At 68.6% G+C, this 16,416-nt stretch carries 10 protein-coding genes; 2 read left to right on the plus strand and 8 right to left on the minus strand.

Features of this window, described 5'->3' with window-relative positions; translation table 11 throughout:
* Positions 1-105 precede the first annotated feature (105 nt).
* The 5 genes from WMF19_RS05185 to WMF19_RS05205 all read right to left on the minus strand — a co-directional run bounded on the left by WMF19_RS05185 (position 106) and on the right by WMF19_RS05205 (position 4,278).
* A complete protein-coding gene (locus tag WMF19_RS05185) occupies positions 106-1,320 on the minus strand; it encodes an aldose epimerase family protein (protein ID WP_437898048.1) in 1,215 nt (404 codons plus the stop codon).
* A 568-nt stretch (positions 1,321-1,888) separates the two neighbouring features.
* Positions 1,889-2,647: a sterol desaturase family protein gene (locus tag WMF19_RS05190; protein WP_437898049.1), complete on the minus strand. Its 759-nt coding sequence runs from the start codon at positions 2,645-2,647 to the stop codon at positions 1,889-1,891.
* Positions 2,644-3,210: a sterol desaturase family protein gene (locus WMF19_RS05195; RefSeq protein WP_437898050.1), complete on the minus strand. Its 567-nt coding sequence runs from the start codon at positions 3,208-3,210 to the stop codon at positions 2,644-2,646. Before WMF19_RS05195 ends, WMF19_RS05190 begins: the two co-directional genes overlap by 4 nt.
* Positions 3,211-3,222: 12 nt before the next feature.
* Positions 3,223-3,819 carry an HD domain-containing protein gene (locus WMF19_RS05200; RefSeq protein ID WP_437898051.1) on the minus strand — a complete coding sequence of 199 codons (597 nt, stop codon included), beginning with the start codon at positions 3,817-3,819 and terminating at the stop codon, positions 3,223-3,225.
* Between the two features lie 54 nt (positions 3,820-3,873).
* Complete coding sequence (locus tag WMF19_RS05205) at positions 3,874-4,278, minus strand: hypothetical protein (protein WP_437898052.1); 405 nt, start codon at positions 4,276-4,278, stop codon at positions 3,874-3,876.
* On the opposite strand from WMF19_RS05205, the gene WMF19_RS05210 reads away from it, so the two are divergent.
* On the plus strand, positions 4,277-10,486 hold the full coding sequence (locus tag WMF19_RS05210) for an RHS repeat-associated core domain-containing protein (RefSeq protein ID WP_437898053.1): 6,210 nt from the start codon (positions 4,277-4,279) through the stop codon (positions 10,484-10,486). The two genes, WMF19_RS05205 and WMF19_RS05210, sit on opposite strands and share 2 nt — an antisense overlap.
* A 125-nt stretch (positions 10,487-10,611) precedes the next feature.
* Here the strand turns inward: WMF19_RS05210 and WMF19_RS05215 are convergent, their stop codons facing one another.
* From WMF19_RS05215 to WMF19_RS05225, 3 genes are read right to left on the minus strand one after another with little or no spacing between them, the layout of a single operon-like run.
* A complete protein-coding gene (locus WMF19_RS05215; RefSeq protein ID WP_437898054.1) occupies positions 10,612-12,159 on the minus strand; it encodes a hypothetical protein in 1,548 nt (515 codons plus the stop codon).
* 35 nt (positions 12,160-12,194) lie between these two features.
* Positions 12,195-13,835, minus strand: coding sequence for a hypothetical protein (locus WMF19_RS05220; protein ID WP_437898055.1), 1,641 nt, complete (start codon positions 13,833-13,835; stop codon positions 12,195-12,197).
* A gap of 20 nt (positions 13,836-13,855) precedes the next feature.
* Entirely contained in the window at positions 13,856-14,995 is a 1,140-nt protein-coding gene (locus tag WMF19_RS05225) for a hypothetical protein (protein ID WP_437898056.1), read from the minus strand.
* A gap of 226 nt (positions 14,996-15,221) precedes the next feature.
* Here WMF19_RS05225 and WMF19_RS05230 point away from each other — a divergent pair, with 226 nt between their 5' ends.
* On the plus strand, positions 15,222-16,313 hold the full coding sequence (locus WMF19_RS05230) for an RNA polymerase sigma factor (RefSeq protein ID WP_437898057.1): 1,092 nt from the start codon (positions 15,222-15,224) through the stop codon (positions 16,311-16,313).
* Positions 16,314-16,416 lie beyond the last annotated feature (103 nt).

Consider the following 16,416-nt stretch of genomic DNA (forward strand, 5'->3'; position numbering starts at 1 on the left):
CGTCGGGCCGGGGCGCTCGCGCGCCGGTCGGCGGACGTGAAGCCGATCGTGACGTTCGTGTGAGCGCGCAGGCGCCGCGAGGCCGCGCGGGTGACCGTCGACGAGCTACTCGGCGGTGAACCGGAAGACGGCCGTCTGCGCGTAGCGCTGGCCGGGCTTGAGGATGACCTCGTTCTTCCAGGCCGGGACGTTGATCGAGTTCGGGAACTTCTGCGGCTCGAGGCACAGGCCGCTGTACTGGTTGTAGACCGCGCCGCCCTTGCCCTTGATCGACCCGTCGAGGTAGTTGCCTGTATAGAACTGGATCCCCGGCTGATCGGCCTCGATCGTCAGCACCCGACCGGTCTTCGGATCCTTGACCCGAGCCGCCTCGCGGAGCGTGTGCGGGTCGCCGCTGACGACCATGTTGTGGTCGTATCCGACCGGCTTGCCGCCCATGGCTTCCAGGTCCCTGCCGAGCGGCTTGGCGGCGGTGAAATCGAGCGGCGTCCCCTTCACCGGCTTGATCTGGCCCGAGGGGACGCCGGTGGCGTCCGGCGGGGTGTAGCTGTCGGCGTGCAGCGTCAGCTCCTGGTCGGCGACGGAGCCCGAGCCGTGCCCTCCCAGGTTGAAGTAGCTGTGGTGGGCCATGTTGACGATCGTGGTCTTGTCGGTCGTGGCCGACATCTCGACCCTGAGCTCGTTTTTGTTGGTGAGCGTGTAGGTCGTGGTCGCGTTGACCGTGCCGGGGTATCCCTCTTCCCCGTCCTTCGATACGTACGTGAGCTTGACGGACGGGCCGTCCGGCGTCTCGGTCGCTTCCGCGTCCCAGACGACCTTGTCCCAGCCTTTCTTGCCGCCGTGCAGCGTGTGGGCGCCGTTGTTCGCGGAGAGCTTGTAGGTCTTGCCATCGAGCTGGAACTGCGCGTTCTTGATGCGGTTGGCCACGCGGCCGACCGTCGCCCCGAAGTACGGGCTGCTCTTCAGGTACCCGTCGAGGTTGTCGTGGCCGAGGACGATGTCGCCCATCTTCCCTGTCTTGTCGGGGACGTGGAGCTCGGTCACCGTCGCGCCGTAGGTCATCACCTTCGCGACCAGGCCGTTCGCGTTCGTGAGCGTGTAGAGGATGACCTCTTTGCCATCGGCGTTGCCGAAGGGCGCCTTGGAGACGGAAGCGGGCTTTGCGTTCACGGCTTCACCACCAGGTGGCTCGGGTTTGGCGGCCGGGGCCGCTGGAGAGGCGTCCGGCGCGGGGGTCGCCGCCGGCGCGGGCGGCGCCGCCGCAGGGGGCGTGTCGACGGTCTGCGCGCCGCCGCATGCGCCGGCGAGGCACGCCGTCATCGTCAATCCGAACCACGATCTCGTCCTATCTATCGCCATGCTGTTCCCTCCGCCAGGATTGTCTCACCTGGATCGGCTCCACCTGAGCAAGCCCAGCGCGGGTGAGCCCCCGCGATCTCGCCATGGCTTGCATTCACGACACCCGGTTGGAGTCGGCGCAGAGATCGATCCCGATACAAAGGATCAAGAGTCCGGTGCGCACGACGGCTACCCGGGACAAAGCGGAACGACACCCGGAGACGAAATTGTGAACGTTCACATTGTCCATGTCAACTCAAATGAACCGGCGCGAGGCGAGCCTCGATCCCGAAATTGGAATCCACATCGAACAATACCGTGGCCCTGCGCCCGCCCTCTTGACGCGCCGCTCCGGAGGAGACTTGCCAGCCATCCGACGTCGAGCTTGGCCGTGGACCGACGGATCATCGCTGACATCAGAAAAAATGTGAGCGATCACAATCGCGTGGCTCTGGCCGGTCGAGGCGAGCGCGCCGGCGTTCATTCACTCCTGGTACGCGCTCCAGCCGACCTCGTTGCCCTTCGTGACGACCTGCATGTCTTCTGGACATCACCGTTCCTGGCGCTCGAGCGCAGATCTGGAGCGCCCATCCCGGATCGCCGCGTCCGCGGCGCCGCCGCCGCGGTGGTACGTCCCGCGAACCAGATCCCAGAGCGGGAAGGTGACGTTGAAGTTCCACTGCCGCATCAACGACGGCCGGTGGTGCGCGCTGTGGTGACGCCGGAGCCGCGCCACGAGGCGGCTGCGGCCTATCCTGCTGTCCGGCGGGAGGTGGTACGAGAGATGGAGACACTCGTACAGCACCATGTACGCCATGCACGTCGCCACGAAGAGCGACGCGAGGTTGCTTTGACCGGCCGCGCCGAGCGCGAGCGCGAGCGGCAGGGTCAGCGCGAAGACTCCCGCGATGCCGTAGGAAGGGATCAGAACGAAGCCGAGCTCGCGCGGTGCGCGGATCGCCATGTCGCTCTCGACGAACACGCGGTGATGCACCGGCGTGTGCCGGTCGTAGAAGGCCTCGAGAAAGCGCCGCCTCCGGTGGAGCAGACCCCGATGCGCCCGCCACTCGACGGCGTTGCAAAAGACGAAGAAAAGCGGGATCGCGGCGAGCTCCCAGGCCCGCAGGCCTCGCAACCGCGTGAGCGAGAGCGCCGCGAGCCCACAGCCGAGGCCGACCGTGCTCGCGAGGTGGAGCCAGGGAGAGTACCACCGCGGCATCGACATCACCCTGCGCCGCCGGAGCTCGGCCCGGCCCGAGTCGTCGAGCGGGGCAGGGTCGGGCGAGCCGCCGTGTCCAGCCGCGCTCACCGACCTGCCTCGCGCCCGGTGTCGAACGCCCGGTCCCAGAGCGCGGAGCTCACCCCGAAGCGCGCGCGCGGCGCGGCGTGGTGCCGGAGGTGGTGGCGGCGTTGCGCTGGAAGAGGGTGCTCCGCCTCGCCGAGCAGGTGCGCCGCGAGGTGGGAGAGCTCATAGAGAAAATAGCCGGCGACGAGCCCGGCCCAGAGCGGCGCGGCGCGAGAGACCCCGGCGGCCGCCGCGGTCGCGCAGAAGCCGGCAGAGAAGGCCCCGAGCGTGGCAGCGGGTGGTTTGACGATCGGCGTTCGGTGAGGGGCCTCGTGGTGCGCGAGGTGGATACGGGCGCCGACGAAGGCGAGCGGGTGCTCCGCCGGCAGGTGGAAGAGGAAGCGGTGGAGCAGGTACTCAATCAAGGTCCAGCCCGCGAGTCCGGCCGCCCAGAGGAGCCCTCCGGCGAGGGCGCCGACTCCGCTCCACACGACGATCCCCAGAAGGGTCACCTCGGCTATCGCGACGACGGCGAGCCGCCGCGCGTCGGCGGGGTCCTGGAACATGGCGCCGCGCGGGGTCGACATGCCGTCCACCCCTCACATGAAGATGCCGTCGACGAGGGTCCAGGGCTCGCGCGTGAGGACGCGCCGGGCGAAGTCGAGGAGGACCGCGTTGAAGTCGCTCCGGGGATAACGCGCGAAGCCGTCGCGCACCGACGTGGCGTCGAGGTCGTAGCGGCGCACACCGAGGGAGTGGTCCATCCACACCGACTGCCGGAACGCCGTGGATTCAGGGCATAACGCCGGCGTCGGGCGGAAGCGATGGTTGTAGAGGAGGCACTCGTCGGCCACGCGCAGGTCGTACGGGGAGAGCTCGAACGACCTCGCGGCGAAGGCGCGGTGGAACAGCGAGCGGCTGCGCTGCATGTAGTCTCCGCCCTGCTCGCCCGGGCACAGCAGCCCGAGATCGTGAATCATCGCCAGCGCGTAGAGCAGGTCGGGATCGGCCTTCTGGCGGCGGCGCTCGAGGAGCAGCATCGTGAAGTGGAACACGCGAAGACAGTGGTTGCGCAGCCCGTCGCCGCGGTAGGGGCAGAGCTCCTCGAAGAGCTCCTGGGCGCGTGCCCCGAGCGCCGGACGCGCTCCGAGGCGATGCGAAGGCGCGGCGTCCGGCGTCGGCATGAGCTCGGCCATGATGAGATCCTAACACGGGTCGCGCCGGCGCTGGCGCGCCGATCGTCGCCCGTGTCAGAGACTCCAGCGTCCGATGCCCGGCGGTTCCACATCGTGGGTAACCCCCTCCAGCGTGGGCTGGTCCTCGTCGAGGTAGGCAACGCCGATCGCGTCGTCGCTGCGATGCGACGCTGTGGTACTGCTGTCCGCCGGGGAGGCTACTATGGCGCCAGTTCCGCGTTGGTTGCTCCGGGCATCCATCCCGCTCTGGATGTTTCTCGCTTGCGTGCTCGGGTCGGGCGGGTGCCAGTGCGTCTTCGGTGAGCCGCCTCCGGACCCGCCTGGCCTCGTCGCCTGCCGGACACAGCGCGCGCACAGCCCTGCCACGTCCCGCCCCGCGCCAGAGGTAGAGACCGTCGCCGCCGGCACCATCCCGGGGACGTTCTCCACCACGAGCACCGGCGAGTCGGTGTACACCATGGACCTGGCCACCCCGCCCTCGCGTGCGGGCATGGGGCCTGGGCTCCAGATCGTCTACCGCAGCGACGGCGGCGACGGCGTGCTCGGCAACGGTTTCTCCCTCACCGGGCTGTCCGCGATCACACCATGTCCGAAGAGCCTCGCGCAAGACGGGGAGATCCGCGGCGTGCGCTACGACGGAGACGACGGGCTCTGCCTCGACGGCCAGCGCCTCGTGCCCGTGAGGCAGGCGCCGGGGACCATCGAGTACCGGACGTTTCCGGATACCTTCGTCAAGGTGGTCGGTCACTATCCGCCGGACGGTGGTGGGCACGCCGAGGCGCTCTTCTTCGAGGCGTATCTGCCCTCTGGCCGCGTCGTGGAGTACGGGCGTACCGAGGGCAGCAAGCCGCTCGCGCGAGGTGGCGTCCCGCGCGCATGGCTCGCGAACGAGGCCCGAGACGGCCGCGGCAACGCCATGACGTACGCATATTGCCTCGCCGAGGCCGAGGACGGCCATACCGCCGAATACGCGGTGGATGAGATTCGATACACGGGCTTCGAGGGCACGCCGTCGCTCGAGCCTTCCCGGGCGGTGCGATTCGTGTACGGGACCAAGGACTCGGCCGCGGTTCGTACGGGCTACTCGGGCGGCATGGCGCTCCAGCGCTCGCTTCGCCTGGAGGAGATCCAGATGCTCGGTCCGGGCGACGCGCTGGTCCGGAGCTACGGTTTCCGCTACGAGCTGAGCCCGACGACGAGCCGGACCCTCCTCACCCAGGTCGAGGAGTGCGCGAGCGACGGGGTCTGCAAGCCCCCGACACGGTTTCAGTACAGCCGCGGAAAGCCCGGATTCGAGCGGCTCACGACGGACATCGACAAGCCGGTCTCCGAGAAGGCGAGCCCGATGGTGTTCGACATCGACGCCGACGGCCTCGACGATCTCGTGATTCCGGACATCGTCGCAGGGCCCAGCACGCCGTCGCATCCGATCACCGCGTGGCGGGTGGCGCGCAACCTCGGGCCACGCGCCTCGCCGTCCTTTCTCGCGTCGCCGGAGCTCGCCTTCCTAGAGGATTGGCTGTTCGTCGCCGATCCGGATGGACCGTCCGACCCGGCCCTTCTTCAGCCCGAGCTCGGGACGGTCCTCGATTACAACGACGATGGGCAGATGGACGTCTTTCTCCACGACGTCTTCGACACCAAGACCACATGGCACGTGCTCCTGTCCCAGTCGGACCGGACCTTCGCGCTCCATGACACGGGCATCCGCCGGCCGTTCCCGCTCGGGGTCACGCCTGCGCCGCCGAGCCTGAGACGCGCCGGCGCCTCGGTGCACCTCGCCGATCTCGACGGCGACTCGGTGCCGGATCTGATCCAGTGTCAGGACCACGCCGAGGAGCTGGTGCCGGACCCGCTCTCCGCCGTGTGGACCGTCCACCTCTGGAGGCCCGCGCGCGGCGCGACGCCCGCGGGATTCGACCCCACGGGCGAGTCGATCGAGCTGCTCACCGGCTATCCCTGCGCAATGGAGCTCCACACGCTCGACGTCGACGCCGACAGCAAGATCGATCTCATCGTGCCCTCCGTGAGGTTGTTTGACGACGGGACGGCCCTCATCAAAGATAGCTACGAGGCGATCATGCGCCGGGGCGAGGGACGCTGGGGGGTCATCGACACCAAGCTCCCTGTCGTGCCGCGCGAGGGCCGCGTCGTCTTTCTCGACGTCAACGGCGACGGCCTGCCCGATGCCGTCGAATCCGGCTTTAGTGGCCAGCTCTACACCTACCTCAACACAGGGTCGACGTTCGTGATATCGCCGTTCCGGACCGTCGACGCGTTCAGCTTCGGCGATGTGCTGGGGGTCCCGGACCAGGACGCGCTTTTCCGCCTGGCGGTGCCGCTCGACTTCAACGGCGATGGACGGCAGGATCTCCTCATGCCCGTCCCACCAGGCATGCTGCTGAGTGGCTCCAATGTCCTCCCCTCCTGGGCCGTCCTGCAAGCGACGGGCGACCTGGCGGGGCCGCCGTTCGAGCTCGTCGACGCAGGGGTTCCTTTCGAGGCCAAGCTCGGTGACGCGATCACGCTCGCCGATCCGCACGGGCCGCGCACCGGCGATCTCAACGGGGACGGGGCCCAGGACGTGATCCTGCCGCTCGGCGGCGTGTTCAACGTCTTCCAGAACCTCTCGGCCGACCAGGATCTCCTGGTCGCAGTCTCTGACGGGATGAACGCGCACGAGCCGACCGAGCCGGGCTTCGTGCCCAACGTGAGCATCTCGTATGGCCACCTGATCGATGCGCCGGTGACGAGCGGAGGCGCGGAAGAGGATCCGGACCGGAGGAGCGCGCTCTACGTCGCGCGGTCCAGCGCGGCGGACGACTGCGGCTATCCGCGGCGCTGCGTCGTGGGCCCTCGCCGGGTGGTCAGCGCGTACGCGCTCAACAACGGCGCGGATCGAGCAAGGCGCTTCGAGGTCGGCTACCGCGACGGACGCTACCACCGTCTGGGCCGCGGATTTCTCGGGTTCGGCGAGCGGATCGTCACCGATCTGGATACGGGTGCCGTGACGATCGACGTCTACGACCACGTCACCTTCGACGACGAGCTGCAGATCTTTCCCTTCGCGGGGAGTGTGCAGCGGACGTGGCACGGCGCTCCGGGGCTGCCCAGCCAGCTCAGACCGGAGCAGATCGAGCTCTCGTTCAGCGACGTGACGCGGACGCTCGTGCCGACCAACGACGGCGCCACGTACTCCACGCTACCCACCGAGCGCCGGGTGAGGCGAGCGCAAGGGGTCTATCCGCCCCCGAGCGGCGCGACGCCCTCTGTCGAGGCGTACGTCCGGGAGATCGGGCGAGGCGGCGACGGCGCGACGCTGCTGCGCGATTCGGTATCGAAGGTGACGGACTTCGACACGTTCGGCAACGTGCGCGCCGAGGAGGTCTGGACGGAGGGCGTCGACCTGACGCTCAAGGTCACGCGGTCGTTCAAGAACGACACCGAGCGCTGGGTCCTCGGCCAGCTCGAGACGCAGAAGGAGTGCAGCGCGGCGGCGGGGATGTCGCAGTGCCGGACCCTCAAGCGAACGAGCACGATCCACGGCGAGGTGGAGACCGAATCCACCGAGAGCGACGATGGCCTGCCGGACACGAAGCTGAAGCTCACCTATGCGCGCGACGACTTCGGAACCATCATCGGCGTCACGGCGGAGGACGCCTTCGGGCACAAGCGCACCTCCAGCGTGGACTTCGACGAGGAGGGCATCTTCCCCGAGAAGCACGTGAACGGGGCCGGGCATGCCACGCTCGTGGACTTCGACGACGCGCTAGGCGTGCTCCTCAAGCAGGTTGATCCGAATCAGCTCGTGACGACGTGGGCGCACGACGGCTTCGGGCGGCTCGGCCGCGAGACGCGCCCGGATGGCACGACGACGACTGTCGCGCTCTCCCGAACCAAGGACGGTGGCCCGGCGCAGGATGCGTGGCGGGCGAGGCAGCGGAGCACCACGGCTGGCGGTGCCGACGATACGGTGGAGTTCGACAGCCTCGGCCGCCCGATCCGGTGGCTAGGATACGGGCCCGAACCGGAGCCGTCGGAGAACTCGGGCGGTGCGAAGCGCATCATGCAGGAGATCGGCTACGACGCGCTGGGCGAGCGCATCGCGCGGCGCTCGGTGCCGGTCAGGGAGTACACGCCCGAGAGCGCGATCCTGTACGATCGCTACGAGTACGATGCCGTAGGCCGCGAGGTGCGCCATACGACGCCGTGGAACGCGGTCACGACGACGGCGTACGATGGCCTGCTGGTGCGCGTCACCGACCCGCTCGATCATGTGACGGTGACCGAGCAGGACCCGCTGGGGCGCATCAAGACCATCACCGACGCGGCCGACGGGATCACCCGTTACGCGTACGGCCCATTTGGCCTGCTGCACACGGTCACCGATCCGGGCGAGGCAGTGACGCGCACGACGCGCGACGCATTCGGCCGCGTCCGGCAGCTCGACGATCCCGATCGGGGCACGACGGTCTCGATCCATGACGGCTTCGGCGAGCTGATTTCGTCGACCGATGCGCTCGAGCGAAAGGTCTCGTGGACGTACGACGCGCTCGGTCGACCCCGCTCGCGTGTGGACCAGGACGGCGGCGAGCGCCTGACGACCACGTGGACATGGGACACCGCGGCGCACGGCGTCGGCAAGCTCCACACGCTCGCGAGCCCCGACGGGGAGAAAACGTACGTGTACACCGGCCGCAGCCAGCTCGACACGATCGCGCTCCGCATCGACGGCGAGCGCTCTCCCCTGGAGGCCAGGGTGGGCTACGACGAGCTCGGCCGCGTCGAGACGGTCGCGTACCCGGCGCCGGCCGGCGCGACGCCGTTCGTCGTGGCGCACGGCCACGACGCGCACGGCCACGTGATCGCCGTGCGCGACAGCGGAACGAACCTCGCCTACTGGCGCTTGACGGACGTGGACGATGCGGGGCGCTTCCGGGAGGAGGTGTTCGGCAACGGCGCCGTCACGGAGCGGAGGTACTTCGCGGACAAGCAGCGCCTGAGGCACATGGCGACGCAGAGCGGCGCGGGGGAGGTGCAAGACCTGGACTATGGGTTCGACGATCTCCTGAATCTCACGCGCCGCACCGATGCGCTCCAGCCCGAGAACACGACGGAGCGCTTCCGGTACGATTCGCTCCATCGGCTGACGTGCGCGTACTTCGGCGATATCGAGAGCTCGGCGGCGCCCTGCGCGCTCCGCTACGACTACCGCCCGAACGGCAATCTCACCTTCAAGTCGGACGTCGGTGATCTCTCGTATGACGACCCGCTGCACCCACATGCGATCACCGGCGCGGGTACGGACACCTGCGCGCATGACGCTGTCGGTAATCAGACGGCGCGGCCCGGCGGCACCACGGTGCGCTATACGCCGTTCGATCTGCCGGAGCGCATCACGCAGGGCGCGAGCACCATCACGTTCGGCTACGACGGCGACCAGCAGCGGATCCGCAAGACCACGCCGGAAAAGGAGACGCTCTACTTCGGCGATCTGTACGAGCGGGTCACCGATGCGGCGTCAGGCACCGTGCAGCATCGGTATCACGTCCACTCGCCGGAGCGCGTGGTGGCGATCGTGACCCGGGGAGGAGCGGACGACGGCACCCGTTACGTGCATGTCGACCATCTCGGCTCGGTCGATGCGGTCACCGACGAGGACGGCGACGTGATCGAGCGGCGGAGCTACGGCCCGTTCGGGCAGCGCAGGAACCCCGTGTGGGCAGAGCGCCCGCCGGCGTCGTTCCCGAGCGAGACGACGCAGGGGTTCACCGGGCACGAGAGCGACGACGACCTCGGGCTCGTGAACATGAAGGGCAGGATCTACGATCCCAGGATCGGGCGGTTCTTGACGACCGACCCGATCGTTTCGATTCCGTCCTTCGGGCAGAGTTGGAATCCGTACAGCTACGTGCTCAACAGCCCGCTCAACTTCGTGGATCCGAGCGGGTTCGAACCGGATCCCCCGGTTCCGGCCGATCCGGAGTATACCACGGATCCCGAAGTACAGCGCATCATCGAGTCCGGTTGCATGGGCCTCGAATGCCTCAAGACGGTTCCCAACCTGGTAGAAGGTCCGCGGGAAGCTGCGGAGGTCGGCGCGGCGGCCCCGCCTGTCGATGTCAGCACGACCGGAAACTCGTCCGGGTATGTGCCCCAGCCAATGACCACGGCGCCGATCGACTGGTCGCAGAACCCCTATGTCCAGATCGAGGGAGGGTTCGTCGCCGGGTTGCTGCTCGGGTCCGTTCCTTTCGCCGGCGTGGGTCACGAGCAGCTGGACGCCGGAGGCGTGCTGGCCCATAGAACACCGGAGGCTAGGGTGGACGTAGACCGCTGGTGGGATTGCCCTGACGCTCGGGGCTTTGGCGCCTTAGGAGTGGAGAAGCCGATGCCTGTTTGCGAATGTGCAGCATATGTTTGCGAACACATCTTCGAGGGGAGCCGCCCTGTACTGCTGGTGGCGCACGAGGGTGGAATCTGGCAGTTTTTGTGTGGCGATTCCCACGGCTCCGATGCGATTCCACGGGTGGTAGGAATGAACCACATCCTGGACGCTGACCCTTCATTGCGGGAGGTCCTCGATCTTCCAATTGATTGGGAGGCAGAGCGCAGCTCAGCCGGGTTCGCATGGACCAGGACAAAAATTGGCTTAACAACACAATGATGACCTGCAGGTGGAGAGGCAAAGAGCAGCTGTCGTAGGCGCTGACGTTGCGGGGGGGCAGCCATGGGACCGTATGGCGCCGCGCCTGCGGCAGGCTGCTGACAATGACTCGAGCGTGTCGATTCCTATTCGCGGAAGCGAAGCGTCTTGACGGCGATGCCGTCCTCCCCCTTGATCTCTTCGCCAGACCAATCCCAGCTCACTCCGCCCTTGCCCGGCGGTCCCAGTTCATACCTGACGCCCTCGAGCGTGAGCTGGTCCTCGTCGAGGTAGGCGATGCCGATCGAGTCGCCGCCGCGTCCAGGGCCGCCGTAGCCGCCGTCGCCTCCTCGGCCTCCCTCGCCGCCGCCACACGACCAGGTGCCGTCCCCCACGGCCCCGCCCGGTGCACCTCGACCGCCGTCGCCGCCTCGCTCGGGCGGCCCGCCGTCACCACCTCCCCCGGCGTTGTCCGTCGTGAGCAGGCTGTCGCGCACGGTCAGCTTGGCGTGAAGCACGGCGATGGCGATGCTTGGACGGCCGTTCCCGCCCGGTTGGCCGCCTCGACCTCCGCAGCCCCCCGCGCCGCCCGAACCGCCCGCTGCGCCCCCCTTGGAGGCCACGTCGCACACAGCGAGCCCGCCGCGACGCCCGCCTCCTCCGCCACCGCCCTGGCCCGGCATGCCGCGGCCCCCCTCGGCTGCCTTGTCGCCCTCCCATCCGGTCTCCGTGAGCCGCCCGATGCCCTTGCCAGCTGCGCCGGCCGCGCCCCACGTGCCGCTTTTCCCGGAGAAGCCGCTGGCGCAACCACCGTCTTCGCGGTTGCCGAGTCCTCCCTGCCCCTCGTGGCCGGGGTTCGGCGCGGGTACGGGCTCGCCGGCCTCTCCATCTCCAGCGCCGTTGGCGCGCCCGTCGCCTCCCTTGCCGCCGACGCTCGGGAGCCCGTCCTCACACGGGTTCACCACCGCGGGTCCGCCGGCGACGGTGGCTGCCGAGCACGCATCCCCCCCGTAGATTCCGTGCCGCCCGTCCGGGGCTTGATTCAACCCGGGCCACCTCTCGCCATGGCCGCCACCAACTCCGTAGGATCCGTGGATCGCGCCCCGGGTGAACTCGACCGCGGAGCCCGAACGAACGAGCATCCCGATATGGGTTCCGCCGGAGATGTCGACGTGGTCGATCGTCGAGACGCCATCGGCCGCCCCGGTGTCGCCTGCGCCTGCCGGCTCGACCGTCAGAACAATGGGAGATGGGCGCTCCCGGATGGTGATGCCGGTCGTGACACTCTCTTTGAAGCGTTCGAATGTCTGGCAATGAAGGCCTCCGTAGAGGTCCACGCCAGAGGGTAGGATGACGGACTCTTCAAAGACGTCGCTGCACACGAACACCCTTCCTCGACCGATGCGCGCCAGGGCAATCGCGCGCCGGAGCGAGCCAACCGGCTTGGCCTTGGTGCCTGGATTCGCGTCATCGCCGCCAAAGAAAAAAGTGTTGACGAATATGCCGCAGCCGTCGTCGAACCGATCGGCCGCAAGGTGCTCGAGGCAGAGGGCTTCCGGCGGTGCTTCGTCCTGGCACGACGATGTGAGCGCACACGGCGGATCATCGGCGCCGATGGGGCCTGGCGCGCTCTCGCAGCCAACCGTGACGAGAGAGAGGGCAAGGGGCAAGACCATCGTGTCTTTTGACATCATCGGTATTCCTCGACGGCGGCGCCGCGGTGAGCGACTCAACGGGGCGGCTCGTTTGCCGCACCGAAACGATAGAGTTGACCTCGTGGGCCGCGCGCGCCGCTGCCCACCTCCTCATTGACATCGGCGTTGCCTGCGGGGCCGCCTTCTCCAGCTCCCCCAACCTCGAAGGTCGTGCCGGGCAGGATGGCCAGATGGGGGACCACGTACGCGATGCCGACGGCAGCGCCGCCGAGCCCGCCGCCCGCATCACCTCCGCGGCCGCCGTCGCCGCCGAGGCCACCAGCACATGCCTCCCACATGTTCGTGTTAGTGAAGCCCTTCCCCCCGTGGCCGCCGAACCGGCCAACGCCGCCTGGTTGACCAGTTCCGCCGACCCCGCCATTGCCGCCGTTGCCTGCGACAACCTTCGTGGCGTCGAGTTCTAGCTCCGAGTCCTCCAGTGCAACGATGGCGATGCTCGCTCCGCCATAGCCGCCGCCCCGGCCTCCCTGGCCGCCGCAACCCCCGCTCCCCCCCGAGCCGCCGGCCGCACCGCTTTGAGGGCGGTCTCCAGGACACGCAACCATGGGCCCACGCGATTTGCTGCCGCCGCCGCCGCCCCCCCCTTGGCCGGCGCCGCCCTTCTTTCCATCCTCACCCCGGACGCCCACCCATCCGTGGATGTCGAGGTAGCCTTCACCTGCCGCGCTGTCAGCGCGGCCACCGCTGGCACCGGGCGCACCGTCTCCCCCCTTCGTGCACGGATCGCTGCCCGCGCCGAGCCCCGCAATCCCGTAGCCTTGCGGATTTTCCGCAGGCTCCGGCTTTCCTGGCATGCCATCGCGGCCGACGTCGAGTCCGCCATCGCCGCCGTATCCGCCCGTCGACTCGCTCCCATCGTCGCACATGGTCACGACGGGCAGGGCGCCCACGGCGGCGTCCGCGGTACATGCGTCCGCGCCGTGGTTCCCCTGCTCGCCGTCCTTCGCGCGGACGCTGAGCGCGTCCTTGCCCGCCTCCCCGTCCTTGCCGTTGCCCGCGATGACATCGCTCGACGCCACTCTTGCCTTGGCACCCGGACTCAAGATCATCGCGATCGACGACTTTCCATCGCTCGCGGAGGCGTCGGCCGCCACGGCGTGCACGCCGAAGATCACGGAGGTCGCGTCGTCCCCTGCGATGACCGCGTCGTTCCCCCCGAGGACCCGCAGCGGGATCCCCTCCGCCGGAGCGATGATCGTCGGGTGATCCGGCCCGCCGAACGACCCCTCGTACGACCACCCGCCGTCTTCGCAGCGCCGCCCGCCCCAGAGATCGACGCCCGAGGGCAATGCGAGCGCCTCCTCGAACCTCCCGCCGCAAGCGTACACGCGCCGGGTCGCTGCCTCGCCGTGGCCTCGCCCGTGCGCGGCGAGCCCGACCGCGTGTTGCAAGGTCTTCACGGGCGCATCCTTCGTGCCGGGGTGCTTGTCGTCACCGTTCTCGCTGACGAACACGCCGCATTTGTCGAGCGCTGGCGCTGTGCTGGGCTCTCCCGCGCACGGGTCGAGCGGAGGCTCCGGCTCGGGAGCACACGCCAGCTTTTCCGAGCAATCATCGGAATAGCCAGCGCAAGCCGTCAGCGTACCGGCTCCCCACAAGCAGACTGCGAGGGCGATGACCGACCTCACGGCGCCTCGGCCTGTCAGCGCTCCCATTCTCTCGGCCGCCCTCGTGCTCACCATTTCCCCTCGATTCGCGCGCCGAGCTCGCTTCCATTCGCCACAGGCGAGACATTGACTCGATCGCCAGCAGGTTTGAATCCCAGGAACGAGAAGTCCGTGAGGAATGACGCGGCGGTCATGGCCCCGAGGACACCGCCCGTGATCACCGCGGCCAGCCCGGCGCGGCCGTACGTGTTGCGCGCGTCCTGAAGGCGCGCCAGCTCGCCACACGGCGAGTTTCGAGGCGCGTGCCAGCACATCGACGCGCTCGATGACGGCTCGGCCTGGAGCAGGTCACGCCGGGCGCTCAGGTCGTCATCGAGCTTGCCCGCCCGAACGATGAGGATGGTGCCCACCGCCACGCCAGCCGTCGTGACGGCGATCCCCGTGATGCGCAGCGTCCCCGGCCAAGAGGCCCACGGGCTTGGAGTCTGCGCGCGCGCGGCGGGCAACCTGCGCGTGGAGGCCGGCGCCGATGTCGCGGTCTCCTTGGCGCGGCTCGCCTCGTTGGCGCGGCTCGCCTCGTTGGCGCTGCTCGCCGCCGTACGGGACAGCTGCATCGTGATCTCATGCTCCGCGCCTGCCACGGCGAGGAACGAATGGAGCGCGTCCTCACGGCCCGGTGCGCGGGCCCGGACCATGTGTTTGCCTGGCTCGAAGAAGCGCGTGTAGGTCCGTGCAACGTGGTCGATTCGCTCGCCGTCGATGAACACCTCGGCGTCGGGGGGATCGATCCCGAGCACGAGCGTCGCGATGTGCTTCGCTGCCTCGCGCTGTCCTGCCTCGAATCGCCGCCGGAGCGCGTCCGGCAGCGCTTCGCGCTGTTCCAGGCTCCTGGCAAGGTGCTCGGCCGCGTCGCGGTACCTGTGCAGCGCGACCTCGCAAAGGCCGAGCTCGCCGGCGAGCTCCGCGCGCTCTCGCTCGGTGCTGGTCGTCGGGTCGGCGGCGTCGAAAGCCGCCTTGTAGGCAGCGTGCGCCTCGACCCACAGCCCGGCAGTGCGCGCTCTCTGACCACGGCGAACATGGTCCTTGACCGATGAACTGCCGCTCGGTTTCGCCTTCGCTTGAATGTCGTCCGCGCTGGCCGAGCGCGTGAGTCCTGTCGCGACCCCGAGCGCAAGAAAGATCGAGAGCGAATGCGCGATGCAACGCATCCAGTCACGCTAGTGATGCCGTCCTCTTGGCGTCAACCGACAGAAATCGCCAGATTAGATCCGTTTTGGTGAGAATTTTTGGTCGGTTGATTGAATGCACTCAGCCGACCGCCATGCCTGACTGAATGGGGTTATAAATGCTACATTTGTCTACATTGTCCGACCAAAATTGCTCGTCGGCTCATTTCTTTGAAGCCTTTCGACCCGCTCAAGTGTGCTGCATACCGTGGACAAGCCAGCTCCCGTCTCCCCCGGCTTCGAGCTCTTCCGGCGCCTCGCGCGGCGCCACGGCGTGCCGGAGCGAAACGCCGAGGATGTCGCCCAGGAAGCGCTGCTGCGGGGGCTGGAGGCCGACAAGCGGCTCGACCCGGGGGGAGACCCAGCCCCGTACCGCGTCACGATCGCCGTCAACCAGGCGCGCAACCACGTACGTGACGCCCGCTGCCGCGGCGAGGTGCTGACGTCGTTCGATGAGTGCGAGATCCGAGACGAGTGCCCCACCCCGGAAGAGCTGCTCCGGAGACGGCAGCAGGAAGAGTTCACGCGGGAGCTGATAGACCAGCTCGATCCCAAGTACAGGGATCTCGTGATCAAGCACGATCTCCAGGACGTCCCGCTCGCCGAGATCGCCGCCGAGCAGGGACTCCCGCTGGCCACGGTGAAGACGCGACACTGGCGGGCGCACAAGGAGCTCCGGGTGCAGCGGGAGCGATGGCAGGCGCAGGAGCGCTCGCACGGAAGGGACGACAGCGCCTTCCTGTCGCTCGCGCTGGGTTTCGGACGTCGCGCGTCGTGGGTGGCCTCGCTGCGCCATCTGGGGGTGAGGATCCTCGTTCAGTCGGCGCTCGTCCTGCTGACCGGCGCGATCGTCTCCGCCGTGCCGCCCCTGGCCGACCTGGAATCATGGCTCGGGGGGGCGGTGGTCCGCGTCCCTGTCACCCCGCCTGAGGTGAAGGATGCTGTGGCGTCCCCTGCGCGAGACGGCGCGCACGGCGCCGCGATTCCCGCCGCGCCCATCGCGCACGAGAGCTCGTCGGTCAGCGATCAAGGAAGCGCACGTGCGCAGGCGGCGGCGAGCAGCACGCCCGCTCCCTCGACCAGGACCAGCGGCCGGCCCGCGTCTCCGGCGAGGGCCATTCGACCGACCGTCATCAGCGAGCACGAGAGGAGCCTGATCGACCAGGCCCGGAGGGCTATCGAGGCCGGCAATGCCATGGCCGACGTCGAGGCGCTCCAGCTGCTGCACGCCCACGCGCGGGAGTTCCCCGATGGGCTGCTCGCCGCCGAGCGCGAGGCAATGCTCCGACAGCTGCGCTGAGCCCCCGGCAGTGCTCTGACGGCAAGCAGGCGGTGACGCTTGTGATGTCTTTGGACACCACAAGGCTTCGATCCGCCTTGTTCCCGACAAGAACGGTCAGGTC

Source organism: Sorangium sp. So ce124 (assembly GCF_051525235.1).
Taxonomy (GTDB): domain Bacteria; phylum Myxococcota_A; class Polyangia; order Polyangiales; family Polyangiaceae; genus Sorangium; species Sorangium atrum.